This window comes from Streptomyces sp. NBC_01232, from assembly GCF_035989885.1.
Classification (GTDB): domain Bacteria; phylum Actinomycetota; class Actinomycetes; order Streptomycetales; family Streptomycetaceae; genus Streptomyces.
Window position 1 is genome coordinate 949,296 of sequence record NZ_CP108518.1, and the last position, 24,492, is coordinate 973,787.

At 72.6% G+C, this 24,492-nt stretch carries 20 protein-coding genes and 1 pseudogene; 4 read left to right on the forward strand and 17 right to left on the reverse strand.

The annotated features are described in order from the left end of the window. Nucleotides 1–44: 44 nt before the first annotated feature. Genes OG444_RS04610 through OG444_RS04620 form a run of 3 tightly spaced genes read right to left on the reverse strand, consistent with a single transcriptional unit; the run spans nucleotide 45 to nucleotide 2,331 of the window. Nucleotides 45–920, reverse strand: coding sequence for a GNAT family N-acetyltransferase (locus OG444_RS04610; RefSeq protein ID WP_327260880.1), 876 nt, complete (start codon nucleotides 918–920; stop codon nucleotides 45–47). Then, a complete protein-coding gene (locus tag OG444_RS04615; protein WP_327260881.1) occupies nucleotides 917–1,852 on the reverse strand; it encodes an ATP-grasp domain-containing protein in 936 nt (311 codons plus the stop codon). The genes OG444_RS04610 and OG444_RS04615 overlap by 4 nt, the downstream gene beginning before the upstream one ends. A 56-nt stretch (nucleotides 1,853–1,908) precedes the next feature. Further along, complete coding sequence (locus OG444_RS04620; protein WP_327260882.1) at nucleotides 1,909–2,331, reverse strand: hypothetical protein; 423 nt, start codon at nucleotides 2,329–2,331, stop codon at nucleotides 1,909–1,911. Nucleotides 2,332–2,516: 185 nt separating this feature from the next. Between OG444_RS04620 and OG444_RS04625 the strand changes: the two genes are divergently transcribed. Continuing rightward, nucleotides 2,517–3,245: an SIR2 family NAD-dependent protein deacylase gene (locus OG444_RS04625; protein ID WP_327260883.1), complete on the forward strand. Its 729-nt coding sequence runs from the start codon at nucleotides 2,517–2,519 to the stop codon at nucleotides 3,243–3,245. Between the two features lie 106 nt (nucleotides 3,246–3,351). Here OG444_RS04625 and OG444_RS04630 read toward each other — a convergent pair whose 3' ends face one another. From OG444_RS04630 to OG444_RS04670, 9 genes and pseudogenes are all read right to left on the reverse strand, one after another. Next, nucleotides 3,352–3,834 (reverse strand): VOC family protein, encoded by a 483-nt coding sequence (locus OG444_RS04630; RefSeq protein WP_327260884.1) that lies wholly within the window; start codon nucleotides 3,832–3,834, stop codon nucleotides 3,352–3,354. Nucleotides 3,835–3,960: 126 nt separating this feature from the next. After that, entirely contained in the window at nucleotides 3,961–7,539 is a 3,579-nt protein-coding gene (locus OG444_RS04635; RefSeq protein ID WP_327260885.1) for a bifunctional glycosyltransferase/CDP-glycerol:glycerophosphate glycerophosphotransferase, read from the reverse strand. A 195-nt stretch (nucleotides 7,540–7,734) separates the two neighbouring features. Then, nucleotides 7,735–8,109: a hypothetical protein gene (locus OG444_RS04640; RefSeq protein WP_327260886.1), complete on the reverse strand. Its 375-nt coding sequence runs from the start codon at nucleotides 8,107–8,109 to the stop codon at nucleotides 7,735–7,737. A gap of 126 nt (nucleotides 8,110–8,235) precedes the next feature. After that, a complete protein-coding gene (locus OG444_RS04645) occupies nucleotides 8,236–8,655 on the reverse strand; it encodes a roadblock/LC7 domain-containing protein (RefSeq protein ID WP_327260887.1) in 420 nt (139 codons plus the stop codon). A 71-nt stretch (nucleotides 8,656–8,726) separates the two neighbouring features. Further along, nucleotides 8,727–9,518: a transcriptional regulator gene (locus OG444_RS04650; RefSeq protein ID WP_327260888.1), complete on the reverse strand. Its 792-nt coding sequence runs from the start codon at nucleotides 9,516–9,518 to the stop codon at nucleotides 8,727–8,729. Then, a complete protein-coding gene (locus tag OG444_RS04655; protein ID WP_327260889.1) occupies nucleotides 9,515–9,955 on the reverse strand; it encodes a hypothetical protein in 441 nt (146 codons plus the stop codon). The genes OG444_RS04650 and OG444_RS04655 overlap by 4 nt, the downstream gene beginning before the upstream one ends. 181 nt (nucleotides 9,956–10,136) lie before the next feature. Beyond that, nucleotides 10,137–10,358: pseudogene (locus tag OG444_RS04660) on the reverse strand (helix-turn-helix domain-containing protein); the annotation flags it as partial. 123 nt (nucleotides 10,359–10,481) lie between these two features. Continuing rightward, nucleotides 10,482–11,120, reverse strand: a complete 639-nt coding sequence (locus OG444_RS04665; RefSeq protein WP_327260890.1) for a DUF6461 domain-containing protein — start codon at nucleotides 11,118–11,120, stop codon at nucleotides 10,482–10,484. Nucleotides 11,121–11,176: 56 nt separating this feature from the next. Continuing rightward, nucleotides 11,177–11,740 (reverse strand): TetR/AcrR family transcriptional regulator, encoded by a 564-nt coding sequence (locus OG444_RS04670; RefSeq protein WP_327260891.1) that lies wholly within the window; start codon nucleotides 11,738–11,740, stop codon nucleotides 11,177–11,179. 126 nt (nucleotides 11,741–11,866) lie between these two features. Here OG444_RS04670 and OG444_RS04675 point away from each other — a divergent pair, with 126 nt between their 5' ends. Continuing rightward, nucleotides 11,867–13,168, forward strand: a complete 1,302-nt coding sequence (locus OG444_RS04675; RefSeq protein ID WP_327260892.1) for a PucR family transcriptional regulator — start codon at nucleotides 11,867–11,869, stop codon at nucleotides 13,166–13,168. Here OG444_RS04675 and OG444_RS04680 read toward each other — a convergent pair. From OG444_RS04680 to OG444_RS04695, 4 genes are all read right to left on the reverse strand, one after another. Beyond that, a complete protein-coding gene (locus tag OG444_RS04680) occupies nucleotides 13,086–15,026 on the reverse strand; it encodes an APC family permease (protein WP_327260893.1) in 1,941 nt (646 codons plus the stop codon). The two genes, OG444_RS04675 and OG444_RS04680, sit on opposite strands and share 83 nt — an antisense overlap. Nucleotides 15,027–15,087: 61 nt before the next feature. Next, complete coding sequence (locus tag OG444_RS04685) at nucleotides 15,088–16,539, reverse strand: helix-turn-helix domain-containing protein (protein ID WP_327260894.1); 1,452 nt, start codon at nucleotides 16,537–16,539, stop codon at nucleotides 15,088–15,090. A 170-nt stretch (nucleotides 16,540–16,709) separates the two neighbouring features. Then, nucleotides 16,710–17,165: a (2Fe-2S)-binding protein gene (locus tag OG444_RS04690; protein ID WP_327260895.1), complete on the reverse strand. Its 456-nt coding sequence runs from the start codon at nucleotides 17,163–17,165 to the stop codon at nucleotides 16,710–16,712. 22 nt (nucleotides 17,166–17,187) lie between these two features. Beyond that, a complete protein-coding gene (locus OG444_RS04695) occupies nucleotides 17,188–19,488 on the reverse strand; it encodes a xanthine dehydrogenase family protein molybdopterin-binding subunit (protein WP_327260896.1) in 2,301 nt (766 codons plus the stop codon). Nucleotides 19,489–19,984: 496 nt separating this feature from the next. Here OG444_RS04695 and OG444_RS04700 point away from each other — a divergent pair, with 496 nt between their 5' ends. Then, a complete protein-coding gene (locus tag OG444_RS04700; protein ID WP_327260897.1) occupies nucleotides 19,985–21,406 on the forward strand; it encodes a PP2C family protein-serine/threonine phosphatase in 1,422 nt (473 codons plus the stop codon). A gap of 193 nt (nucleotides 21,407–21,599) precedes the next feature. Here the strand turns inward: OG444_RS04700 and OG444_RS04705 are convergent, their stop codons facing one another. After that, on the reverse strand, nucleotides 21,600–23,096 hold the full coding sequence (locus tag OG444_RS04705) for a DNA-binding protein NsdB (RefSeq protein WP_327260898.1): 1,497 nt from the start codon (nucleotides 23,094–23,096) through the stop codon (nucleotides 21,600–21,602). Between the two features lie 231 nt (nucleotides 23,097–23,327). On the opposite strand from OG444_RS04705, the gene OG444_RS04710 reads away from it, so the two are divergent. Continuing rightward, nucleotides 23,328–24,452, forward strand: coding sequence for an aminoglycoside phosphotransferase family protein (locus OG444_RS04710; protein ID WP_327260899.1), 1,125 nt, complete (start codon nucleotides 23,328–23,330; stop codon nucleotides 24,450–24,452). Nucleotides 24,453–24,492 lie beyond the last annotated feature (40 nt).

Here is a 24,492-nt window from a genome sequence, read left to right on the forward strand (position 1 = left end):
CCTCGCGCAGTCTAGGGCCATCGACCCGCCAACCACCCTGATTCTCAGCCGAGTTCGAGGCTTGTCACCCCGAACAGCTCGGCCAGGGCGAGGTCCGGGGCCGGCCCGGTGTACATCCGGGCGGTCTCGAAGACCGGGGCCAGGCCGAGGCCCTCGAACAGGGCGGCGGCCGCCGGGTTCGCGTCCGGTACGTCCACGGACACCAGCCCGTCGGGTGCATGCCCGGCCAGCCTCCGCAGCAGGGCCGCCGCCACGGCAGGGGTGGCCGCGTACAACGGGCCGATCCGGTGGGCGGCGCTGGACGGGCGGATCACGCCGAGACCCTCGACGCGTCCGTCCCGGACGGCGGCCAGGGCCGTCCGCCCGGGCAGACCGGTCCACGCGGAGAGGAAGGCGTCGCGCGGCGCAGGGAAGAACCGCCGGTCGTAGGCGGCGAGCACACCGAAGGGGAGGGTGCTCGCGTCCACGATCTCGACCCCGGCGGCGCCCTCCGCGGCGCCCCCGGCAGCGGGATCCTCGGCGCCGTCCTGCGGCACACCCTCGTAGCGGAAGTTGTTCCAGGCCCAACGGAATCCGGATTTGCGGTAGTTGTCCTGCTGGTCGACGACCCCGTCCAGGCCCACGAGCCGCCCGACGAGCCGGTCCATCCCGGCGTGCCACAGCCGGATGCCGTACCCCTGGCCGCGGAAGGCGGGCCGGGCGATGTAGAAGCCGATGAAGCCGAAGCCGTCGCCGTAGCGCACGGCGGAGATGCAGGCCACCGGCTCACCGTCCAGCCGCCCGACGAGGAACCCCTCGGGGTCGGCGACGGCGAAGGCGAAGCGGTCCGAGTCCCCCGGGTTCCAGCCCTCCTCGTCCGCCCAGTCACGGATCAGCTTCATGTCGGCGGCGCTCGCGCCGGTGATCTCGAATCCCGTCATGCCGGTGTTGTACCAGATGGGGACGGTGTGCACAGGAGTGCCTGATCGGCCGTCAACAGGCGGACGAAAGCTGCCCGGTCGGCCTCCCGGTGGAGGTCGCTGACCTGCCCGTCCCCCACCTCGACGACCCGCCAGACCCCGTCCGCGCGCAGGGCGAGGTCGGTGGTCACGAAGGGGCAGTCCAGAGCCTCGACGGCCGCGCGGACCGGTTCGAGGTCCGGTTCCGTGACTTCGGCGACCGGGCTGTCGGGGTGGGCGGTGACCATCCGGGGCGTCCCGTCCCGCCACCACACCCGCACCTCGGCGGCGGCCGCCCCGGGCGCGACGAAGTGCTCGAAGGCCCTCAGCACCACCCCGCCCGCCAGGAACTCGCCCTGCAGCTCGACGAAGCGGGCGACGACGCGGTGCAGAGCGGCCGGGTCGGCGAGGTCGGGGACGTAGCAGGCCTCGGCCCACTCGTGCTTGCGGGACTTCACGTAGTCCTTGACGACGGCGGCCCCCGGCGGCAGGCCCGCCGCGAGGGCGGCCAGCCCTTCCGGGTCCGGGACCGCCTCCGGCGCCGCCGGCAGCCAGCCGCTGACCGGGGTCAGTCCCGCGAAGGTCTCGTACCAGCCGGGAAGTTCGTGCGCCCGGCGGTACGCCTGCGGGGTGACGGCCAGGCCCCCGCCGCGCCGGCGCAGGGCCGCGTCCAGTTCGGCGTACCGGTCCGCGGGGACCATCCAGCCCCGGTACCAGACGGCGCCGGCCCCGTCGGGCACCCGAGCCACCGCCCGCTCGGCGTCCCCGGCGAGGAGCGCGTCGTGGTCGACGAGCGCGACCCTGCCCCCGGCGGCACGCAACTGCCGGGCCTCGGCCGCGAAATGGGCGTCGGCCCGGCGCTCGTTCAGCGGGTCGGAGCAGTAGAGAACGGTGGTCGCGGTCGTCGTCGCCATGCGCCCACCGTAGAGGGTGTCTCTTCCGGCGGGCCTTGTGGACCACCGTACGGGTTTCAGCCGGCGCAGATCACGTCGTCGAGCCGGATGGGCTTGGAGTCGAGGCGTACGTAGGCGGTGAAGGTGTCCGTGCCGCCGGAGTCCCAGTGGGTGGTCACGGTGGACCAGCCGACCGCGGCGGTCTGGGCGACGGTCACCGGGCCGATGCTGATGCGCTGCGGCTCGTTCTGGGCGCAGAGCAGGACGTCGACCTCCTCGTTCACCTGCTGTCTTTCCCTGAGGACCTGCGATACGTAGTTCTCCCGGTCGTGCGCGGAGGGGCCGTGGTGACCGTAGAAGCGGGTGAGGAAGTCGGTGATCTGGGCGGCGGTGTGCCCCTTCGCGGCGGACGGCGCGGCGAGGGCGGGGGCGGACGGCATGACCGGCAGCGCGAGCAGGGTCAGCAGCAGGACACCGAGGCGGTACGGCTTGAGCATCATGTCCGGTTTTGTACCCGCCACGCCGATGGATCGGGAGGGCGGAGCCCGGATCTCACTCCTGCGGGGGGCGGGATTCACCGCAGAAACGACCCTCCCGCGCTCTTCCGCGCTCACTCGCGCCCCCTCGCCGCCGGTGCGGGGAAATGGGCTCGCGGGCGGCCCGCGCCCGTACGTAGGGTCGACGCATGGGGAAGCCACTCGTCGCAGTGTTCAGCGGGGCCGGGATGTCCACCGACTCCGGAATTCCGGACTACCGGGGGCCTCAGGGCCTGTGGCGGCGGGATCCCGACGCCGAAAAGCTCGTGACCTACGAGTACTACATGGCCGATCCGGAGATCCGGCGCCGCTCCTGGCGGATGCGCGCCGAGATCGGCGCGCTCGCAGCGCGGCCGAACGCCGCGCACCTGGCGGTGGCGGAGCTGGAACGCGGCGGCACCCCGGTGCGGGTGATCACCCAGAACGTGGACGGGCTGCACCAGCTCGCCGGGATGCCGGACCGCAAGGTGTTCGAGCTGCACGGCAGCGCCCGCTCCGTGGTGTGCACGGCCTGCCACGCCCGGTCGGGCATGGAGGAGGCGCTGGCCCGGGTGGCCGCCGGGGAGCCGGATCCCGCCTGCCTGGTGTGCGGCGGGATCCTCAAGTCGGCGACCGTGATGTTCGGCCAGCGGCTCGATCCCGAGGTGCTCGGGCAGGCGATCGCCGTCGCCAAGGGGTGCCAGGTCTTCATCGCCGTGGGATCGACCCTGCAGGTGCAGCCCGCCGCGTCGCTCGCCGGGATGGCCGCGGAGGCCGGAGCCCGGCTGATCATCGTGAACGCGGAGGAGACCCCGTACGACCCGCTCGCCGACGAGATCGTGCGCGAGCCGATCGGTACCGCCCTCCCGGCCCTGCTGGCCAGGATCGCCGCGCCGTAGCCGCACGCACCGGAGCCAGGCCCCGGGGCCGGACCCGGGGCCGGGGCCGGGGCCGGACCCGGGGCCGGGGCCGGGGCCGGACCCGGGGCCGGGGCCGGCCCGCGCCCTATCCCGCGTCCGCCGCCCTGCGCATCTCCGCCACGTCCAGCTTCTTCATCTGCATCATGGCGGCGGTCGCCCGGGCGGCCCGCCCCGGGTCCGGGTCGGAGATCAGGTCGATGGCGCCCGCGGGGATGACCTGCCAGGACACGCCGAACGGGTCCTTGACCCAGCCGCAGACGCTCTCCTCGCCGCCCTCGCTGGTCAGCGCGTCCCAGTAGTAGTCCGCCTCCGCCTCGTCCGCGCAGTGGATCTGGAAGGAGATCGCCTCGCTGAAGGTGAACTGCGGGCCGCCGTTGAGGCCGATGAATTTCTGGCCGTTGATCTCGAACTCCACGACCATCACCGAGTCGGCCCGGCCGGGGCCGGCCTCCGTGTACCGGCCGATCCGGCCGAGCTTGCCGTCCTTGAAGACGGACAGGTAGAAGTCGGCGGCCGCTTCCGCGTTGCCGTCGAACCACAGACACGTGGTGAATCCGTTGCCGCTCATCTCTGCCTCCGGGCCGGTGAAGGGACGGTGGACACCGTCCCCTCACATACAGACCGGCCCCGGACCCGAAATTCATCGGTGGGTCCGGGGCCGGTCCGCGATCAGCCGGAAATTCGTCCGTTCGGCCTACTTGGCGGGCGCCGCACCCATCTCGAGCATGCGCGCGACGACGCGCTCGGTGGCGTTGCCCTTGTCCAGGTCGCAGAACTCGGCGCGGAACGCCGCCCGCGCCTCGGCGTACTCCGCCCCCACCGCGTCCGCGTTGCGCACGGCCTCGATCAGGCTCGCCGAGTCCGCCAGCAGCGGTCCCGGCGCCTTCGCCTCGAGGTCGAAGTTGAAGCCGCGCAGCGTCCCGCGGTAGTGCTCCAAGTCGTAGGTGAAGAGCAGGATCGGGCGGTCGGTGTGCGCGAAGTCGAAGATCGCGGAGGAGTAGTCCGAGATCAGCACGTCGGCGACCAGCAGCAGGTCGGCCGCGTCGGGCCAGCGCGAGACGTCGACGACGAACCCGTCGCGGACGCCCTCGCGGACCTGCTCCGTCACGTGGTGGTGGCCGCGGATCAGCAGGACGTGGTCCTCGCCGAGCTCACGGCGGGCCCGGTCCAGGTCGATCCGCAGGTCGAGCTTGTAACCGCCCGACCAGCCCTCGCAGTTCTCCCGCCACGTGGGCATGTAGAGGACGACCTTCTTGCCCTCCGGCAGGCCGAGCCGGCGCCGGACCTCCGCGATCCGCTGCGCGTCGGGCTTCACGAGCGCGTCCGTCCGCGGGCTGCCGGCCTCGATGACCTCGCCGTCGTAGCCGAGGGCGCGCTTGAGCAGCGGCGTGGCGTAGGAGCTCGGGGAGGCCAGCAGGGACCACTGCGCGCTGTCGTGCGCCAGGCCCTCCAGGATTTCCGGGCTCGTGTAGTAGTCGTGCACGAAGTCGTGACCGATCTGCTTGATCGGCGTGCCGTGCCAGGTCTGTACGACGACCTGACCGCTGCGGCGCTCGAAGCGCTGCGGCACATTGTCGTTGGTCACGTAGTAACGGGCGCGGGCCAGCACCTCCCACGACTCCACGCTGCCGTACTGCACGGCGCGGGCGGTCGAAGGAACCTCGGCGCGGCCGTCGCGGACCAGCCAGATGTGCTCCAGCTTCTCGCCGCGGCGCACCAGCTCCTCGTGGATGGCGCGCGGCGAGTCGCCGGAGCCCTGCCCCTGGAAGGTGTCGTAGACGACGATGTCCTTGACCGGCAGGGCGCGCTGCGCCGGGTAGGTCTCGAAGCGGGCCACGCGCTGCGCGTAGTGCGAGCGGTCGTGGGGGCTGATCAGCGGGTCGGCGACCAGCACCATGCGGTCGTGGAAGCGGGTCTCGACCCGCATCCGGCGGCCCTCGACCGTGATCGGGTGGGGGCCGGCGAAGAGGAGGCCGGGGCCCATCTGCACGGGGGCACCGCGGTCGACGCCGAGCAGACCGGCGGTGGTTCCGCCCTGGGCGACCGGGCGCAGCGTGGGCCACCAGCGGCCCTCGGGGAGCGTGGTGCGGCCGGCGTACGCCTCGGGGAGCACGGGCTTGAAGGTGGCTTCGAAGGTGTCGCCGTCGCGGGTGACGGGGTAGCTGAACTCCACGCCGTGCGCGTTGTGCACGACGAGCTCGTACGGCTCGTCGGCGGGCGCGACGAAGCGGCCCCGCAGGGTGAGGGTGCCGTCTTCCGCGGTGACCTCGTCGATCAGCGGCGGGGAGGGCTGCACGGAGAGGGTCAGGTGTCCGGTGTTCCCGCGCTTGGCGAAGAGGGTGCGGTCCGCGTTCTCGCCGGGCAGGGGAAGGACGAGGCCCTCGAATCCGCCGCGCTCGTCGTGGACCATGCGGTGCTCGGTGCCGTCGGGGCCGATGACGGAGAGGCCCCAGGGCTCGGGGGTCCACTCGCCGGGCTCGCACTCGGCGTCCGGTACGGCGGCCAGCTCGGCCAGCGGTACGCGGGCGGTGAACGAGGCCCGGCCGGCGCCGGACGCGGCGCTCTCCAGCGGGAAGGTCAATGCGGTACCGGTGGTGACGTGGACGGCCCGCAGCGCGGTGGCTCCGACGGCCTCGGCAGTGAGCTCGCCGACGATCTCGACGGCGTCGTCACCGGCGGCGTGGACGTCCAGGGCGCGGGCGCGGGCGATCTCCACCTGGATGGTGAGGGCGCCCGAGACGACCGGGACGATCCGCACGTCGGAAGCGACCCAGTGCGGGGGCGGGTTCTGGCCGGTGTCGTGCTCGCCGCCCCTGAGGCGGGCGCGGTGCAGGCCGCCGGCTCCGGTGACGGCGATGGACGTGGTCCATATCCCCTGGTTCCACTTGCCGCCCGACTGGAAGATGGACGGGTCGATGACGGCCGTGAAGCCGGCCCAGTCGGCGTGCCGCAGGGCGAGGTGCGGGGACTTCACCGTGGCCATCGGGGAGGCGACGGTACGGGCGCTGACGACCGAGCGGCGGCGCTTGCCGCCCTCGCGGAAGACCAGCATCTTGCGGGAGCCGAGGCGGCTCTCCGCACCGAGGTGGCCGGGGAGGGCGTAGCCGCGCAGCAGCAGCTTGCCGTCGGCCCAGGCCGCCTGCTCCAGACGGCTGACGACGCGGCGCTCGCGCGGGCCGAGGGTGAGGATCTTGGCCGGGACGGGCGGGCGGCCCTGCAGGAAGGGGTAGTCCGCCTGCGGACGGGCGAGGCCCTTGACCGGGACGCTGTAGCTGTAGTCGCGCTGGTGGTGCTGGAGCGCGATGAAGTCCTCGACGCGGCCCTCGCCGGCCAGGTACGCCTTGAGGCGGTCGGCGACGGTCAGGTCGGACCAGGGGCCGGTGCCGATCTCCCGGACGAGGCCGCCCACCTCCTTGACGAACGCGGCGCGGAAGTCCGGGCCGCCCTCACCGACGTACTTGTAGATGAGCGGGAGCTCCTCGCTCAGCACGTTGTAGTCGTAGTCGCGCAGGTAGCGGGTGTACTTGGCGCCCTGCTTGGCCTTGAGGGACTCGCGGACCAGGCGTACGGACTTGACCCGGTCGATGAGGGAGACCGGGTCGGTGGAGCGCTGGGTGATGGAGCGCTCGCCGGTCTCGCGGACGCGCCAGTGGTAGACGCAGTCGCTGATGATGTCGACGCTGGAGGCGAAGTAGTGCGCGGGGATGCTGACCGGGGCGTCCTCGTAGAGGATGCCCTCCGGGTACTGGAAGCCGTGCTTGTCCCAGAAGCTGCGCCGGTAGACCTTGTTCCACGCGGTGCGGTCGGTGACCAGCGCCGGGAACTTGGAGATGTGGGTCTTCAGCTGGGTGCGGGCGAAGGCCGCCCGGTGCCCCCAGGACTGCTGCATGCCGACCGACCGGAAGCGCTTCACGTTGCCACCCGCGAAGTCCGAACCCGTCTCGTCCAGCGCGTCGATGAGCCGCTGGTAGGCGTAGTCGGGCATCGTGTCGTCACTGTCGACGAAGGCCAGGTACTCGCTGTCCTTGTCGGCGTGGCGGGCACCCACGTTGCGGGCGGCGCCGAGGCCGGCGTTCTCCTGCATCACGACACGGAAGCGCTTGTCCTTGGCGGCGAACGCCTTGGCGATGACGGCGCTGGTGTCCGTGGATCCGTCGTCCACGAGGATGACCTCGAAGTCCTCGAAGGTCTGAGATGCGATGGACTCCAGGCACTCGTCGAGATAGAGCTCGACGTTGTAGACGGGGACGACGATGCTCAGGCGCGGGGGCATGGGTGGCGGTATCTCCAGCGTTTTATGCTTTATCGATGATCAGCTGCTCACAGCATCTTACTCTGTAACAGAGTCATAAACTCCACCCATATGGGGCATACGCAGCTGATCGCCAGGGCGGACGGCAAAGAATTCAGCCGTCCGCCACTTCGGCGATGCGGTTCGACGCGGCCAGACCGTGCCCGCCGGGGCCGGTCAGACCTCCAGTTCGGCCTCGATCTTCTTCAGTTGGTGGCGGGCCATCGCGAGGTTGGCCCGCCCCTTGTCGAGTGCCAGGTAGAGGAAGAAGCCCGTGGAACCACGGCCCTTCATCAGCCGGATCAGGTGGTACTGGCCGCCGAGGGTGATGAGGATGTCCTCGATCTCGTCCTTGAGGCCGAGCATCTCCATCGTGCGGACCTTCGCGCGGACCACGTCCGTGTTGCCCGCTGCCGCGACCGCGAGGTCGAGGTCCTTGCCTCCCCCGATGGTTCCGAGGGCCATGCCGCTGCCGTAGTCGACGAGGGCGGCGCCGATCGCACCTTCGATCGCGGTGGTGGCTTCCTTGAGTGCGGTCTCAACATTGACCATGAGAGGTTCCTCTTTCTCGTTTCACTGTGAGTGAGTTGTGAGTGGGTTGTGACGGGTGTGTGACTGGCTGTAGCTGTGGCGGCACGTTCCGGACCCGCCGGGTCCCGCCGCCGACCGGAGCTCGAATCACCCGGGCGGGGTTGCGGGACCCCGTCGCGCGAGGGTGCGGTCGATCAGTTCGGCTATCCGGAGACTGGAGCGCCGGGCCTCCAGGTGCAGGCGCCCGACGTTGACGCGCGGCTCGGCGGTCAGGGTGAGGACGGCCGCCAGGCCTGCCGCGTAGGTGGCGACGTATCCGTCCTCGCCGCGCACGAGCAGTTCGCGGAACGCGCCCTGGCCGGTGGTGTCGCTCAGCCGCTGGGCCACGCCGAGGGCGGCGGCCGTGAGCGCCGCCACGGACTCGGCCTCGGCGGCGGCGCTGTCCTGGGCGAGGACGAAGCCGTCGGCGCTCGCGGCGAGGGCGCCGGTGAGCTGGGGCACCCGGGCCCGCAGTCTGCGGAGCTCGGCGAGTATCTCGGCCTCCGTCTCGGGGGGCACCGTACTCATGTCGGCCTTACTCCTTTCGGGCTGCCTACGCTCGGAGCGGTCGGCGCGCAGGGCCGGTCGCAGCGGGAGCCTCACAGGCTTGCCTCCAGTGCGTCGCGTAACCGGCGGAGCAGCGCCACGTCCGGGGATTGGGCCTCGGTCATCCAGTCGGGCAGGGGTGCCACGGCCGGTGGCGGGGCCGGGGTGTGCGGGGTCTCGACCAGTCCGGCCGCCGCGAGGCGCCGTACGTCGAGCAGGGTGTGGAAGGCGGGGCGGCCCAGGACCCACGCGAGGTCGGCCGGGGTGCGATGGCCGTCGGCGCGGCCCAGCAGGGTCCGCTGCCGGGCGGTGATCGTCTGGCCGGGCGCGGCGGCCCTGGGTACTACGGGGGAGGTGTCCAGCAGCGGGTACGGCCAGACCGCGTCGAGGAGGTCCCGGCGGCGCCGGGTCTCCCGTTCCACGGCTGCGGCGGGAACGGAGCGGACGGAGCCGATCCAGTGGGTGGCCCCGCGGCGGAACCGGGAGGGGCCGCTGCCCGGGGAGAGTGCGAAGAAGGCGGCGTCGAATATGGCGGCGAGGTGGCATATCTCCAGCTCTCCGCCGGCGAGCCCGCCGCTGTCCACGAGGAAACGGGCGACCTGGCGGCGGGCACCGGCCCGGTCCACCGCCTCCCGCCAGCGCTCGGGGGCGAGCCCGCCGCCGGTGGTGAGCAGGACGTCGAGGCCGGGGGTGGCCGGGCTCTCCGCGTGCACGACGCGGCCGTCCTCCAGGAAGAGGGTGCCGCGGTCGCGGAGCAGGGCGCCGGTGGCACGTTCGGCGGCGAGTCGGGTGAGTAGGGGGGAAACGGCTGCGAAGGCGTTCGCCGCCGTGGCCGGGACGGTCATCTGAGCACCAGTCCCTCGGCCAGTGCGCGGAGCCTGTGACGCGCGAGGGCGAGATTGCCGTCGGCGCGGTCGAGCCACAGGTGCAGGAATACGCTGCTGTCGAAGCTCGTCTCGACGAAGCGCAGTACGTGGTATCCAGTGCGGGTGGTGACGATCAGATCCTCGACGGGCGGGCCGGCCGGTAAGCCGGCGGACGAAGCGGCGGAGGGAACGGCTCCGCCACCGTGTGCCGAGTCGGTCTCCGATGGTGCGAAGGACTCGTACTCGGCGGCCGCCCGGGCCAGTTCGGCGGTCTCGGCGGCGGTGGTCTCGTGGTCACCCACGGGCGACTCCCCCGCGGTGCCGAGGGCCAGTCCGCTGCTCCAGTCGACCAGCGCGGCCCCCCGCGCACCAGGCAGGGCCATGGCTTCGAGCAGGCATTCGTCGATCCCGGGCACGCGGGCTCCCCTCCCGGCCGGACGTGCGGGGTGCACGGTCGTACGGCGCGACAGGAGGGAACTTACTCAAGTTCCACAGTACGAAAGGGCGTTCTGGCATTTTCCGCTGGAACATGCCAGGAAGGGTGCGAGAGCTTGGCCGGAACGCGTCAGAATTTGATCACGAAGCGAGCGGAAGATCGTCCGCGAGACGGAACGACCCTCCCTCGCGCTCCACATAGCCCTCGTGGCTGAGGGTGCGCAGCAGGTGGTACACGGTGGGCAGGGGGATCCCCGTGAGCCGGGCGAGCCGTTTGGCCGTCGCCCCGCCCTCCGCGGACATCGCTTCCAGGAGGCGCAGAGCGCGCTGCACGGAACCGATCAGGGTGGGTGTGCTGTCCTTCTGAGTGTGGTCGGTGCCCATGACTGGTCCCCCTGCTCGGTACGACGTCTGGCAAACCCATCAAAGTCGCTCACCGGGCGCAAAACCAGCGGACTCGCGTAAACCTGAGCATAAGATCACCGCATCCCGGAGCCGGACCGTCCGCTAGCGCGTACAGGTGACGTACGCCGGGAGCGCCGTGTCCGCGATCAGGTGGCGCGGCAGGCACAGCCCGAAGCGGCGCTCCACGACGGCGAGGGTGCGGCGGTCGCGGTCCGCGTCCGGTTCGTCGGCCGGGCGGGCGCACGCGCCGTCCGGGGTGAGGATCCCGGCCGCGATCAGCTCCGGGAGCAGGAAGTCCGGCCGGTGGCCGCCGCGCCAGCACTCCTCGCCGAGGCCGAAGCAGCACACCAGCTCACCGTCCAGGGCGTACGCGAACTGCTTGGGCGGGTGGTCGGGCTGCGGGTCGAGGTGGACCGCCTCGACACCGCCCCGGGAGACCTCGGCGAGCCGTTCCGCTCCGGCCGGCAGGCCGTGTTCGACGGCGAAGGACCAGCCGCCCCACCTGCCGACGCGGGCCACGCCGTCGCCGTCCGCCGTCTCGGTGACCATGCTCCAGGCGTCCGGTGCGCCCAGCGGCCCGGGGTGCACGCCCGGCAGCGCGCCGAGGCGTGCGGCGAGTTCGTCGGGATCTATGCCCCGGGCGAAGGTCAGACCGGCGAACCACTGGTCCCAGTCGGCAAGCCACCGGATCCCGTGCGCCGCATCCTCTGCGACATCCGTTATATCCGTGATGTCCGCCATCTACGCACTCCCCACGGTTTCCCCACCCCGCCGGCGCTTGTTCACCGGCACGATAGTCAGTCCGCGGGCTTCTCCGGGAGGAGGCGCTCGACCATCGTGTGAATGAGCCCCTGCACCGAGTGCGCCTCGAGCATCGCCGGGGCGGTCAGATCGTCCACGATCAGGCCGAGCATCGCCAGGTACATCAGGACCACGCCCTGCCGGTCCCCGGGCAAACCCGCGTCCAGGTGCCACCTGACGTTGGCCTCCAGCTCCAGGCCCTGGAAGGACGCGAGCTCCGCCTGGAGTTCGGGGCGCCGGGTGCCCTCCAGCCGCAGCTCCAGCATCGCGATGTGCACACTGCGCTCGCGCCGCATCCGGTCCAGGAGCCGGCCGAGCAGGACCTCGGTGTCCAACGGGCCGGCGAGGTCCGCCGGATCCGGGACCAGCCGCTCCCGGGTGCGGTGCAGGATCTGCACGAGCAGCTGGGAGCGGTTGGCGAAGTAGTTCGAGGCCGTGCCCGTGGGCACGCCCGCCTCGGCGTCCACCGCGCGCAGGGTCAGGCCGCGCGAGCCCTCGCGCGCCAGGACTTCGATGGCGGCGTCGAGCAGCGCGGCGCGGCGCTGCGGGTTCTGGCGCATGGGCGTTCCTGGGTGTGGAGTGGACCATCGGGTGATCACTGCAGGTGCAGTGCTTCGCACAAGGTAGCGGACGCGGCCGGTCCGGGCCCTCCCCACCGCCCCCTCCCCCGTGTCAGGCTGCGCGTCATGGAGCGGATCATCGAGGAGATACGCGAGGACCTGACCCGCCGGATCGCCGTGGCGGCGGACCGGCTCGCCGACCGCACGCTGGCCGAAGACCCCGCCTACGCCGCCCTGCTGGGCCGGGCCGAGCTGCGCGAGCGGATCCACCACAACCTCCACCAGGCCGTCGAGGGCCTGGTCCGCAGCTCCCGCGGTCTGCCGGTGGAGCTCGCCGACGCCCGGGCGGCCGGCGCGCTCCGCGCCGAACAGGGACTGCCGCTCGCCTCCGTGCTGCGCACCTACCGCCGCGGCGGCCGGCTGCTCTGGCAGAGCCTCACCGAGGCCGTGACCGCGCACGACCGGACGGAGCTGCCGCGGCTGCTGCCGGGGGCGGCCGCGCTGTGGGACGTACTGGAGCAGACGACGGACGCGGTGACCGAGTCGTACCGCCGGGCGGAGGCCGCCCACGGCGACCGGAACCGCGAGCGCCGGGCGGCCCTGCTGGACGTGCTGCTCGACGGCGGGGCGGGTACCGACGAGCCGTCGGCCGAGGCCACCGGGGCGGCGGCCGCGCAGCTGGGGCTGCCGGAGCGGGGCCGCTTCGCCGTGGTCGTGCTGGCCGGCGACCGCTCCGGCACGCCCGCCGCCCCGCCCGGCCCGACCGCCTCCGCCGTCCCGGCCGGCGGGCCCGGCGCCGCCTCCGGCCCGCGCGTCTGGTGGCGGATCCGCGCCGACGGGGAGACCGGCCTGGTGGAACTGGGCCACCATCCGCTGGAGTCCGTACGGGAACTGCTCGCGCCCTTCGGGCTGCGCGCGGGGGTCGGCCCGGTCGTGGGGACGCCGGCCGAGGTGGCCCGGTCGCACCGGCTGGCCGCGCTCGCACTGCGCACCGCCCCCGAGTCCGGGGGCCCGCTCACCACGCTGCTGGACGAACGGCTACCGGCGGCGCTGATCGCGGCGCAGGCCGAACTCGCGGGCCGGCTGCGCCAGGTGGTGCTCGGTCCGGTGCTCGCGCTGCCCGCCGAGGACCGCCGGACGCTGCTGACCACCCTGGGTACCTGGCTGAACTGCCAGGGCTCGACCACGTACGCCGCGCAGCGGCTGTACTGCCACCGCAACACGGTCTCCAACCGGCTGCGCCGCCTGGAGCAGCTCACCGGCCGTTCCCTGTCCGACCCCCGGCACGTGGTGGAACTGGCGCTCGCGCACTCGGCGGTGCTGCAGCGCGGCGCCGCGGAGCCGGCTACCCGTCCCGCCCTGCCCGATCAGCGGGTTTCGCAGACTCCAGGAGGTACGGCACGTCGATCACCGCGACGCCGGGCGTGAACAGCAGCCGCGCCTTGAGCCGCAGGGCGTTCTGGTTGTGCAGGGGCTGCTCCCACCAGTGGCCCACCACGTACTCGGGGATCACCACGGACAGCATGTCCGTGGAGGATGCGGCGGCCAGTTCCTGGACGTGGGCCATGATCGGACCGACCACCTCCCGGTACGGCGAGTGCAGGATCTTCAGCGCGAGGCCGGTGTCGTGCTCCGCCCACACCTCGCGCAGCCGGGCGGCCTCGGCCTCGTCCGCCGCCACGGTGACCGCCGTCAGGCTGTCGGGGCGCAGCCCCTGCGCGTAGCCGATGGCCTTGAGCGTCGGGGCCTGTACGGCGGCGACCAGCACCAGCACGTGGTGACGGGCGGGCTTGCGAGGGGTGGCGTCGGGGGCGATGGCGACCTGCCGGGCGACCTGGTCGTAGTGGCGGCGCACGCCCTTCATGCCGAGGAAGAGCAGCGGCATCGCGATGACGACCAGCCAGGCTCCGTGCGTGAACTTGGTGAGCAGGACGATGACCAGGACCAGGGCGGTCAGGGTGGCGCCGACCGCGTTGATGGCGAGCCTGCGGTGGATGTGGATCCGTTCCTCGTGCGGGGTGGAGGGTGAGGCGAGCTCCTTCCTCCAGTGCCGGACCATGCCCGACTGGGAGAGGGTGAAGGAGACGAAGACGCCGATGATGTAGAGCTGGATGAGGCGGGTCAGCTCGGCGTCGAAGGCCACGATGAGGGCGATGGCGGCGAGTGCGAGCAGGACGACGCCGTTGGAGTAGACGAGCCGGTCGCCGCGGTTGAAGAGCTGGCGGGGCGCGTAGCGGTCCCTGGCCAGGATCGAGGCGAGCATCGGGAAGCCGTTGAAGGCCGTGTTCGCGGCGAGGATCAGCACGCCCGCGGTGACGGCCTGGAGCAGGTAGAAGAGGAAGTGCCAGCTGCCGAAGGTGGCTCGGCCGATCTGGGCGAGGGCCGTGGAGGTCGCGGTGCCCGCAGGCAGCCCCAGTTCGGTGGGGTCGGCCGCAACGTGCACCTGGTAGGACATGGCGAGGGCGGTGATGCCGACGAACATCGTCACGGAGAGCACGCCCATCGCGGCGAGCGTGGTCGCGGCGTTCTTCGCCTTGGGCTTGCGGAAGGCGGGGACGCCGTTGCTGATCGCCTCGACGCCCGTGAGGGCGGTGCATCCGGAGGCGAAGGCGCGCATCGTGAGGAACACGAGGGCGAATCCGGTGTAGGTGTCGACGGGGATGATCGGGAGGTCGGCGGATTCGGCGCGGATGGTCTCCCCGGTCCCCAGCCGTACGGCGGCGACGGCGAACATGAGGTAGATGACGAGGACGAAGCCGTAGGTGGGGATGGCGAAGACGCGGCCCGACTCCCGTACGCCGCGCAGGTTCATCAGGGTCAGCAGCACCACGAAGGCGACGGACAGGGCCACTTCGTGGTCGTTGAGCGAGGGAACGGCCGAGGTGATGGCGGAGACGCCGGAGACGACGGAGACGGCGACGGTCATCACGTAGTCGACGAGCAGGGCGCTGGCGGCGGTGAGCGCGGCGGTCTGCCCGAGGTTCTCGGAGCTGACGATGTACGCGCCGCCCCCGCCGGGATAGGCGTGGCAGGTCTGGCGGTACGAGGCGACGACGACGACGAGGAGGAAGACGATGGCGGCGGCCGCGTACCAGGTGAGGTGCAGCAGTGCGACGCCGCCGAGGGCGAGGATCAGCAGGATCTCCTCGGTGGCGTAGGCCACGGAGGAGAGCGGGTCGCTGCAGAAGATCGGCAGGGCGAGCCTCTTGGGCAGCAGGGTCTCACCCAGGCGGGAGGTGTCGAGGGGTTCCCCGACCAGCATGCGTTTCGCATTGATACGCCTCATTCGGGCATGATCGTGCATGTTCGTGAATTTTCTTCGGCGAACATCCCTTTCAGGACTTGTGTCACCCGGCGAGTTCTTCGGCCCGGTGCGCCAGCCACAAGTCGTGGCGGACGCTCGGGGACTGCAGCAGCGAGCGCTCCAGCAGGGCTTCGATCCGGGCCAGCCGCTTGCGGGCACCCGGTACGGAGACCCCGAGCGCGGCGGCGGCCGGTACGAGCCGGGCGTCGTGCTCCAGCCAGGTGCGGACCGTGGTCCGGGCGCCGGCCGGGGCGTCCGGGCCGGTCAGCCGGCTCAGGTGGGACCTGGCCCACGCGGTCAGCCGCGGATCGCGCAGGACCCCGTCGAGCCCGGGGGCCGCCGCCGGCGCCGCGGCGCCGATCCCCCGCCCCGCGCCCGGGGTCAGCCGCAGCGCCAGGGAGAGCGCCGCCTGATCGCCGAGGCGGGCGAGGTCCAGTCCGAGGAGCGTCTCGACCAGCCGGATCCTGGCGGACAGGGTGTTGCGGTGGACCCTCAGCAGCCGGCTGGCGTGCGAGCCGAAGTTGAGCCAGGCGTGGGCGGTGGTGCGCAGTTCCTGTCCGTCGGGGTCCTGGGGGCGCCGGGGTCCGTACGAGTGCAGGGGCGCGAGCAGGGCCCATGCCCAGTCGGCCCCGGCCTCGTGGGCCGCGAGCGCCAGCTCCGGGCCGGGGCCGAACCGGGCGTGCCGTTCGCCGCGGCCCCGGGCGACGGCCAGGGCGTGGAAGGCCTGGGTGTAGGCGGTCGGGGCCTGGCTCAGGGCCAGCTCCCCACTGACCCCGACGGCGCAGTCCGGGGCGATCGCCGTCAGCGCCCCGGCGAGGGGGTCGTGGTCGGCCGACACCGCGTCCGCGTCGGCCGGGACCAGGATGATGAGGTGGCGCACGTATACCGGGCAGGGCACGACCCAGGCCCGGCCGCCGGTCAACTCTTGGCACAGGCGGGCCACTTCGGCGCGCCGGCCGATCCGGCACTCGGCGACGTACAGCCGGATCGGGTCGGGCAGCGGGGGCCGCAGCGCCTCGGCGATCTGATGGGCGGCAGGGAGCCCGCCGTTCATCAGCAGGCGGAGCACGGCCTCGCGGGCGCGCGCCTCGGCGACCGCGGCCCGCTCCTCCCGCCGCTCGGCCTCCTCGGCGCGCAGCACGAGGGCCAGCGGTACGGCCGCGTCCGCCAGCAGCGCGGACGCGTCGGGCGGGTGCGGCAGCGGCAGCACGGCGGCCAGGGCCCGCCCGGCGTCCAGCGCGAACAGCAGGGTGGCGGACCCGTCGCCGTGCAGGACGGCCGACCGTACGCCGCGGGCGCTCATCTCGGCGGCGCCACGGACGGCGGCCTCGGGTGCTTCCCCGGACCGCTCCCGATCCGCGCCGGCGGCGGGACCGCGCCCGCGCACCACTCCGGTCCATCCGCCGAGGCGGGCGGCGAGCCAGTCCAGCAGCGCGGCCGACCCCCCGGTGTGGGCGAGCCGGTGGACCTTGAGTACGTCGTCGGACCGTGACACCGGCGCATTCAACCACCCGCCGCACACTGTGCGCTGTGATACCGGTCTCGCCCGGTCACTGGGCAGTGCGAACCCTGCGCAGGGGCGCGCGCCCGCGTAGGTTTGTCCATGAGCGGACGGGCCCCGGCGCCCATGAGTACGAATACGGGGGAGGCACCGGGGTCCGCCGCTCACATCCTGGCGGCCGCGCTGCGGATGGCCTCCCGGATGCGGAAGTACGTACCGCAGCGGCAGATGTTGGCGATGGCGTCGATGTCCTCGTCCGTCGGCTCGCTCGTGCGCTTCAGCAGCGCGACGGCGGCCATGATCTGGCCGGGCTGGCAGAAGCCGCACTGGGCGACGTCCTGTTCGAGCCAGGCCTCCTGCACGGGGTGCAGGTCGTCCCCGTCCGCCAGGCCCTCGATGGTGGTCACCGCCCTGCCCGCGCACGCCGAGACGGGCACCACGCAGGGACGGATGTCGGCGCCGTCCAGATGGCTGGTGCAGGCCTTGCAGACGTCCACCCCGCAGCCGTACTTGGGGCCGCGCACACCCAGCATGTCGCGGAGCACCCAGAGCAGGGGAAGGTCGTCGGGCGCGTCCACGGTGACGCTCCGCCCGTTGACGGTGAAGGTGTGCGAGGGCACGGAGTACTCCTGGATCCTGGGGCTAGCGGGGATACGGGGTGAAGTCGACGTCGAAGTCGAGGGGGAAGCTGCGCGGCTTCGAACCGGTGGCCCTGGCCCAGGCGTTGGCGATCGCGCCGACCGCCGCGGGCACGCCGAGCTCGCCCGCGCCACCCGGCTCGTCGCCGGTGGCCGGCAGCACGAAGACCCGTACGTCGCGCGGGGTGTCGCGCTGTTTCGCCCAGTGGAACTGGCTGTAGCTGCCTTCCAGGGGCAGCCCCTTGTCCAGGTGCAGCCCGGCGCGCAGGGTGGTGGAGATCGCGTCGGTGAGGCCGCCGATCATCTGGGCCTCCAGTCCGCGCGGGTTGACCGGCAGGCCCACGTCCACTGCGATGACCGCCTTCGTGACGCGCACGTGGTCCGGGTCCCGGGTGTCGATCTCGACGAGACAGGCGGTGCGGGACTTGTACTCCTCGTGGAAGGCGATGCCCTGCGCGCATCCGGCCGGCATCGCCCGGCCCCAGTCGCCCTCTTGGGCCGCCTTGTCGAGTACGGCGCGCTGGGCGTCGGTCTTCAGGAAGGTGCGCCGGAAGGCGTACGGGTCCCGGCCCGTCCGGGCGGCGAGTTCGTCGACGACGATCTCCTCGGCTCCGCGCGTGTTGGCGGAGTACACCGAGCGCCAGGAGCCGGTGGGGATCCCGGTGGGGACCTCGGTGAGCGCCTGCGTGGTGAGTCCGAAGTGGTACGGGGACTTCACCGTGGTCAGGAAGAGGGTCTGGGCGAGGGTGGCGTTGCCGATGCCGAGGGGCAGGCTGGCCGCGGTGGCGGTGATGATCTCGCCGAGGCCGTGCCGGAAGTCGGTCTCGGCGGCGGCGACGCGGTGCTCGAAGCTGAGCACCTCGCCCAGGAGGTGGGTGGCGCGGATCCGGTGGTGGGTCGCGGGGCGCATCCGGCCGTGGCGGGTGTCGTCCACACGCGTCCACATCAGCCGGACCGGGCGCCGGCAGGCCTTGGAGATCCGGGCGGCCTCCAGGGCCGCGTCGAAGAAGAGCCGCCGGCCGAAGGACCCGCCGGCCTGGACCACGTGGACCTTGACCTTGGAGAGGGGCAGGCCGAGGTCGGCGGCGATGGTCTCGCGGGCCACGATGGGGGACTTGAGGCCGGACCAGATCTCGGCCCGGTCCTCGCGCACGTCGGCGATGGCGGAGTTGGTCTCCATCGGGGCGTGGCTGACGAAGGCGAAGTCGAACTCGGCGTCCACGTAGGGGGTCAGCAGGGGCGGGACGAGCAACGGCGGGGTGGCGGCGCGCAGCTTGGCGCGGACCTGGGCGTCGGAGAGCTGGTCGGCGGGGCCGGGGCCCCAGGTGACCTGGAGGGCGGACTTGGCGTCGATGGCCTGCCCGAAGGTCTCGGCGACGACGGCGACCCCGGTCGGGACGGTCACCACGTGCAGGACACCGGGCATGGCCCGGACGGCGGCGAGGTTGGCGACGGTGCGGACCGTGCCGCCGAGGGTCGGCGGGCGGCGCACCACGCAGGGTTTGGCGCCGGGCACCTCCAGGTCGAGGGTGTACTGCAGGGCGCCGGTGACCATGGCCCGGGCGTCGACCCGGCCGGTCGGCTTCCCCACGAGGGTGTGCCCGGCCCTCTTCTTGGGGGTGGCGCCGAGGACGACGAGGCCGGGGTCGGCCGCGGCCGCGGCGAGTTCCCCGTAGCCGGCGGTGCGGCCGTCGGGGGCGCGGACGGCGCCGCCGGCGGTGGTCAGCGAGGCCGGGTTCAGGCCCCAGCGGCGGGCGGCGGCGGCGACGAGGCGGGCCCGGGCGGTGGCGGCGCACTGGCGGACCGGTCCGTAGAGGGAGCGGATCGAGTTGGAGGATCCGGTGAGCTGGTTGAAGAGCAGCTCGGGCCGGGCGTCGTCCAGCTCCACGTGTACGTCGGCCAGTGGCGCGTCGAGTTCCTCCGCGACCAGCATGGCGACGGCGGTGGTGAGGCCCTGGCCGACCTCCTCGCGCGGCAGGCGGAAACGGACGGTGCCGTCCGCCTCGACGGCGAGCGCCAGCAGGGCGGAGGTGGGAGCTCCGGCCAGGATGAACAGGTCGCCGAGGTCGATCACGTCGGCGATGGCCGGCAGGGAGGGCACCACGGCGTGGGCGGACTGCGGGGCCAGCGCGTCGGCGGCGGCCCGGGTGACCAGGGCCAGGGTCGGTGCGGCCACGAGGTGGGTCAGGAAGGAACGGCGGCTCCGCCCCGTGGCGCGGTCCCGGCCGGTGGCACGGTCCCGGCCCGCGGCGTGGTTCTGGTCGTCGGCGCGGTCCCGGTCGGTGGCACGGTCCCGGTCGGTCATGTTGTGTGTCCCCACGCTGCGCGGGCCCGCCCGCGCAGACCTCCCCCGGTTATTACCGGCACGTAGAGTAGCCATTCGCCGGTGCGCTGGGAAGCCCCGATTCCGCCCCGTCACTCAGGCGCCATCACTCCTTCGGGGGTATCCCGATGGGCCGCCTTGATCCGCCCTTTACGCGAGGCGCAGGGCCCGCGCGCCTCGTACATCTCGGCCGTACGATCGACCGGCGGCCGCCGGAGGGCCTTGTTCCGGCCACCGCTCCCCCGCGGCTCCCCACCGTGCCACGATCCCCACCGGCCCCTGCCGGTCCGTCACCCCGCAGCCCTGCTGACCGGATTCGTTCGCACGCTCCGGACGGGCCGGAAGGCCTACGGCATATACCAGAAGCAAGAACGTAGCGGATGTTGCCAAACGCCTTACACACCGTCGCGCCCTGTGCAACAGTCGTTACCGGTCCTTCCTTCAGACTTGGCCGTGCCGCGCCTGTATCGGAGTTCTCATGCCGTCCCACCTGTTCGCGGACCGTCCCGCGCAGCCGCCCGAGCCGGGGTCGGTGGACGCGCTGATCTCGCAGACCCGGCGACTGCGGGGCGAAGTGGACGCGGTCCGCCGCGACACCGTCGTCGACGACGACGACGCCCAAGGCCGCTGGCAGCGCGCGCTGTGCGATCTCGCCGTCCACCACCTCGACGACCTCCGCGAGCACCTCGGCCAGCTCAAGGAAGGCCTGCCGCCGCCGCCCGAGACCGTCGAGTACCCGCAGGCCGCGCCCGAGGCCGGACCCGAAGCCCATACCCGCGTCGGCAGCGCCGAGTGGAACCTGCTGACCGACGAGGTCAGTTGGTCCGACGAGCTGTTCCAGATCTTCGGCCGCTCGCCCGAGTCCGGCGCGCTCCCCCTCGACGAACTGGGCTCGACCCTGTTCTCCGAGGACCAGCCGCTGCTCACCGCGTGGGTCACCGCCTGTCTGGTGGACGGCAAGCCGATCGACGGCGAGTTCCGCATCGTCCGGGCCGACGGCCGTGTCCGGACCTTGCACATGAGGGGCGAGCCGGTACTCGACTCCGACGGCTGCACGGCCTCGATGTGGGCCGTCATGCGGGACGTGAGTGAACTGCGCCGGAGCCAGCGGGCGGTGCGCGAGTCACGGGACTCGCTGCAGCGCCAGCGGGAGATCGCGCAGACCGAGCACCGGCTGGCGGTCGAGCTGCAGGAAGCCGTGCTCCCCCCGTGGCGCGGCTCCCTGCGGTTCCCGTACGGCAGCGCCGGCACACTGGACGTCGCCGCGCACTACCTCCCCTCCGCGACCAGCGCTCTGATCGGCGGCGACTGGTACGACGCCCTCGAACTCCCCGACGGCTGCTCGATGCTGACGGTCGGTGACCTGACCGGCCACGGAGTGACCGCGACCTCCGGCATGGCGATGATGCTGGGCGCCCTGCGCGGCATGGCCATGGCGGGTATCGAGCCGGGCCCGCTGATGGGCTGGCTCAACCAGCTCCTGGAGAACTCCGTACAGCCCGCGCTCGGTTCCGCCGTGTGCTGCCGCTACGACCCCGCGCGCCAAGTGCTGTCCTGGGCTCAGGCGGGCCACCCGGCACCCCTGTTGTTCCGCCGCGGGTCGGGGCGTTCCCTGGTCCCGCCGGAGGGCGTACTGCTGGGCGCGACCTCCGGAGCCACGTACGGGCAGGCCGAGGAACGGCTCGAGGTCGGCGACCTGCTGATCCTGCACACCGACGGACTCACCACGCGCAGCATCGAGTTCAGCCGGGCGGACGGGACCGAGCGGCTGCTGGCGCTCGCGCCGCGGTTCTCGGCGGCGCGGTCGGCGCAGGACTGCGTGAGGATCGTGATCGAGGAGTTCGGCGAGAGCGAGCGGGAGGACGACGCCTGCGTGCTCGTCGCCCGGGTCGGCGGGTAACGCGTCGACGGGGAGCCCGTCGGCGGGTAACGCGTCGGCCGGTGATCCATCGGCCCTCCGGGCTGTCGTACGGGCTTCAGGGGCCGCGCCGGAAGGCGCGGCCTTTCTCGTCTCCGCACCAGGCCGCTTACAGGGCTCCGTACGAGGTCCCGTACGGGGCTCCGCGCCCGGGGCCGCGGGGGCCGGCGAGGGACTACGCCCCCGCACCGCGCGGGGCGCGCGCCGCCGGGGCGTCGGGGAGGGCCAGCTTGATCTCCTGGCGGAGGTCCTCGATGCGCGCGTACCCGGAGTACTGGACGGTGAGCCGGTACATCTCGCGCAGCCGGTCCCAGGTCCGGTGCGAGGAGGTCTCGTTCATCGAGACCAGGGCGAGGCGCGCGTACCGGTCCGCCTGCTCCGGCTCGTCGGCGATGAAGCAGGCCGAGGCCATGGAGATGTAGTCGAAGATCTGCGAGCGCTGATAGCCCTCGCCCCGCAGCCGCAGGGCCTCCCTGGCGTGGCGCGCGGCGATCGGAGCCGCCGCGGCGTCGTGGTCCGCCAGCGTCCGGTAGGCAAGGGCCTGCATGCCGTGCAGGTCCGCCTCGTCGAAGTGCTGCATCCAGCTCGGCGGCGGCACGTCCCCCTTGTCGGAGACGAACAGCTCCTCCGCCTCGCCCAGGGTGCGGCGCATGGCCTGGCCCTTGCCCATGGCGGCCTGCGCCCAGGCCTCGATGGTGTGCAGCATGGCGCGCGTGCGCGGCAGCGTCTGCTCTCCCGAGCCGGACTGGGCGAGCTTCATCAGGTCCAGCGCCTCGTTCGGCTTGCCCAGGTGGACCATCTGGCGCGCGGCGCGGGACAGCGCCTCTCCGGCGCGCGGCCGGTCGCCCCCCTCACGGGCCGCGTGCGCGGCGATGACGAAGTACTTCTGCGCGGTGGGTTCGAGACCCACGTCGTGGGACATCCAGCCGGCGAGGACCGCCAGGTTCGCCGCCACCCCCCACAGGCGCCGCTGCAGGTGGTCGGGGTGGTGGTAGGCGAGCATGCCGCCCACTTCGTTGAGCTGGCCGACGACCGCCTTGCGCTGGAGTCCGCCACCCCTGGAGGCGTCCCAGGCCCGGAACACGTCGACGGAGCGCTCCAGGGCCTCGATCTCCTGGGAGCCGATCGGGGCGGCCTCGTAGCGGTCGTAGCCCGCTGGGTCTGCCTGGAAGGATTCCCCGAAGTTGCGGGCCTCCTTCGCCAGGGCGGGGTCGGTGTGCAGCCAGTCGTACATGGCATTGCTGAGGGCGGAGCCGGCGGTGAGCACCGCTCCCGCGCCCATCAGACCGCGACGGTTGAGCATGAGGTCCATTCCCGTGAATTCGGTGAGGACCGCGGCTGTGCGTTCGGGCGCCCACGGCATTCCGTCGGGGTTCTCTCGAGCCCCGTCCGGCTGCCGTCTGGAGGTGCGCCGCTGCCGTACGAACCCGAGGTCCTCGATGGTCACGACACGACCGAGCCGCTCGGTGAACAGTGCTGCCAGTACCGTGGGCACCGGTTCGCGGGGGGCCTCCCCCATGTCGATCCAGCGCCGCACCCGCGAGGTGTCGGTGGCCAGCTGGGGGTGGCCCATGGCCGCCGCCTGCCGGTTTACCATCCTCGCCAGTTCGCCCTTCGACCAGCCGGCCAGGCCGAACAGGTCGTTCAAGCGGGTGTTTGGACCTTTGCTCACGTCAAGCCCCCAGGTTCTCGGCTGAGTTGACAGTAGCCCGCCGTCAGATGCCCAGCGACTATTCGCCAGGCTTCGCCAGGGCACGCCCGATGGTTCGCCACCTCGCGCCGGGTGTCAGGTAGGAATGCGCCTCCCCGCCCCGGTTCACCGGCGGAACTCCCCAGGGTGAAGTACGGGATCCGGCGGGGTGGCGTACGCAACTCGTCGGCGCACGAAGGGATCCGTATCACCATGTACGCAGCAACGTCCTCCGTGTCCGCACCGGTCCGGTCGCACCGCACGCTCCCGGCGGGCGGCGGCCCCTACCTCGAACCCGGCCGCCCGTCGGCCCAGGCTCAGGGCGTCGTCCGGGCGCGGCGGATGCCGGGTACCGGATCGCAGCCCGTCAGCGGAAGAATCGACCTCTCGGGGCCGCAGGGGGCGCAACTGCGCACCGCGCTCGCCTCGGTGCAGCGGATCTGTCCGGAGTTCGCCCCGGTTCAGGTGCTGCGGCGCAGCGGCCGCTCGGTCCTCCTGGTGGGCACCACCGGTCGGATGACCGCCGTCGCGAAGGTTTTACTGGATCACTCGCCGGAATGGCGTGAGCGCTACCGGCACGAAATAGCGGCGTACCGGGCGTTCGTCCGGCACCGCCCGCCGGTCCGGGTGCCGCGGCTGATCGCCGCCGACCCCGAGAACTGCACGCTGGTGGTGGAGCGGATGGCGGGCCGGGTCGCGGCGCTGCAGCGGCACCCGGTGGAGCCGCCGCCGCGGGTGGACCTCCGGGCGGCCCTGGGCGCGGTGTGCCGCGTCAACCAGTGGCGGCCGCCGGCGGACCTGTTCGGCACCCCGATGAACTACGCGCGGCGGATCGCCCGTGACTACGAGCTGGGCCTGCTGACCGACCGGGACCTGGGTGACCTGCAGAAGCTGCTGCACGGCGTGAAGCTGTCGGGCACGGGACTGCAGTTCAACCACGGTGACGCCCTCCTGTCGAACCTGCTGCTGTCGCCGGCCGGTCCGGTCCTGCTCGACTGGGAGCACGCGGGCTGGTACCTGCCCGGGTACGACCTGGCCACGCTGTGGACGGTGCTGGGCGACGCCCCGGCCGCCCGCGCGCAGATCAGCCGGCTCGCGCAGTCCGCAGGTCCGGCCGCGCGGGACGCCTTCCTGGTCAATCTGATGCTGGTGCTGACCAGGGAGATCCGGATGTCGGAAACGGCGGTGCAGCGCTCGATGCTGGCGACCTCCCCGGCCCAGCCTCTGCCGGTGGGCGCCCTGACCTCCGGCGAGGAGCAGCGGCTGCTGCTGCGCCGTCTGCACGACGACGCGGGGATGGCGCGCCGGGCGGTGCGCGCGGCGGTAGGCACGCGCTGATTCGTCCCCCGTACGCGAAGCCCCGTGGCCCCCACCGCCA

Excerpts from the sequence above, each read along its gene's own strand:
- OG444_RS04610 (WP_327260880.1), bottom strand. The coding sequence starts at position 920 with ATGACGGGATTCGAGATCACCGGCGCGAGCGCCGCCGACATGAAGCTG.
- OG444_RS04615 (WP_327260881.1), bottom strand. The coding sequence starts at position 1,852 with ATGGCGACGACGACCGCGACCACCGTTCTCTACTGCTCCGACCCGCTG.
- OG444_RS04620 (WP_327260882.1), bottom strand. The coding sequence starts at position 2,331 with ATGATGCTCAAGCCGTACCGCCTCGGTGTCCTGCTGCTGACCCTGCTC.
- OG444_RS04625 (WP_327260883.1), top strand. The coding sequence starts at position 2,517 with ATGGGGAAGCCACTCGTCGCAGTGTTCAGCGGGGCCGGGATGTCCACC.
- OG444_RS04630 (WP_327260884.1), bottom strand. The coding sequence starts at position 3,834 with ATGAGCGGCAACGGATTCACCACGTGTCTGTGGTTCGACGGCAACGCG.
- OG444_RS04635 (WP_327260885.1), bottom strand. The coding sequence starts at position 7,539 with ATGCCCCCGCGCCTGAGCATCGTCGTCCCCGTCTACAACGTCGAGCTC.
- OG444_RS04640 (WP_327260886.1), bottom strand. The coding sequence starts at position 8,109 with ATGGTCAATGTTGAGACCGCACTCAAGGAAGCCACCACCGCGATCGAA.
- OG444_RS04645 (WP_327260887.1), bottom strand. The coding sequence starts at position 8,655 with ATGAGTACGGTGCCCCCCGAGACGGAGGCCGAGATACTCGCCGAGCTC.
- OG444_RS04650 (WP_327260888.1), bottom strand. The coding sequence starts at position 9,518 with ATGACCGTCCCGGCCACGGCGGCGAACGCCTTCGCAGCCGTTTCCCCC.
- OG444_RS04665 (WP_327260890.1), bottom strand. The coding sequence starts at position 11,120 with ATGGCGGACATCACGGATATAACGGATGTCGCAGAGGATGCGGCGCAC.
- OG444_RS04670 (WP_327260891.1), bottom strand. The coding sequence starts at position 11,740 with ATGCGCCAGAACCCGCAGCGCCGCGCCGCGCTGCTCGACGCCGCCATC.
- OG444_RS04675 (WP_327260892.1), top strand. The coding sequence starts at position 11,867 with ATGGAGCGGATCATCGAGGAGATACGCGAGGACCTGACCCGCCGGATC.
- OG444_RS04680 (WP_327260893.1), bottom strand. The coding sequence starts at position 15,026 with ATGAGGCGTATCAATGCGAAACGCATGCTGGTCGGGGAACCCCTCGAC.
- OG444_RS04695 (WP_327260896.1), bottom strand. The coding sequence starts at position 19,488 with ATGACCGACCGGGACCGTGCCACCGACCGGGACCGCGCCGACGACCAG.
- OG444_RS04700 (WP_327260897.1), top strand. The coding sequence starts at position 19,985 with ATGCCGTCCCACCTGTTCGCGGACCGTCCCGCGCAGCCGCCCGAGCCG.
- OG444_RS04710 (WP_327260899.1), top strand. The coding sequence starts at position 23,328 with ATGTACGCAGCAACGTCCTCCGTGTCCGCACCGGTCCGGTCGCACCGC.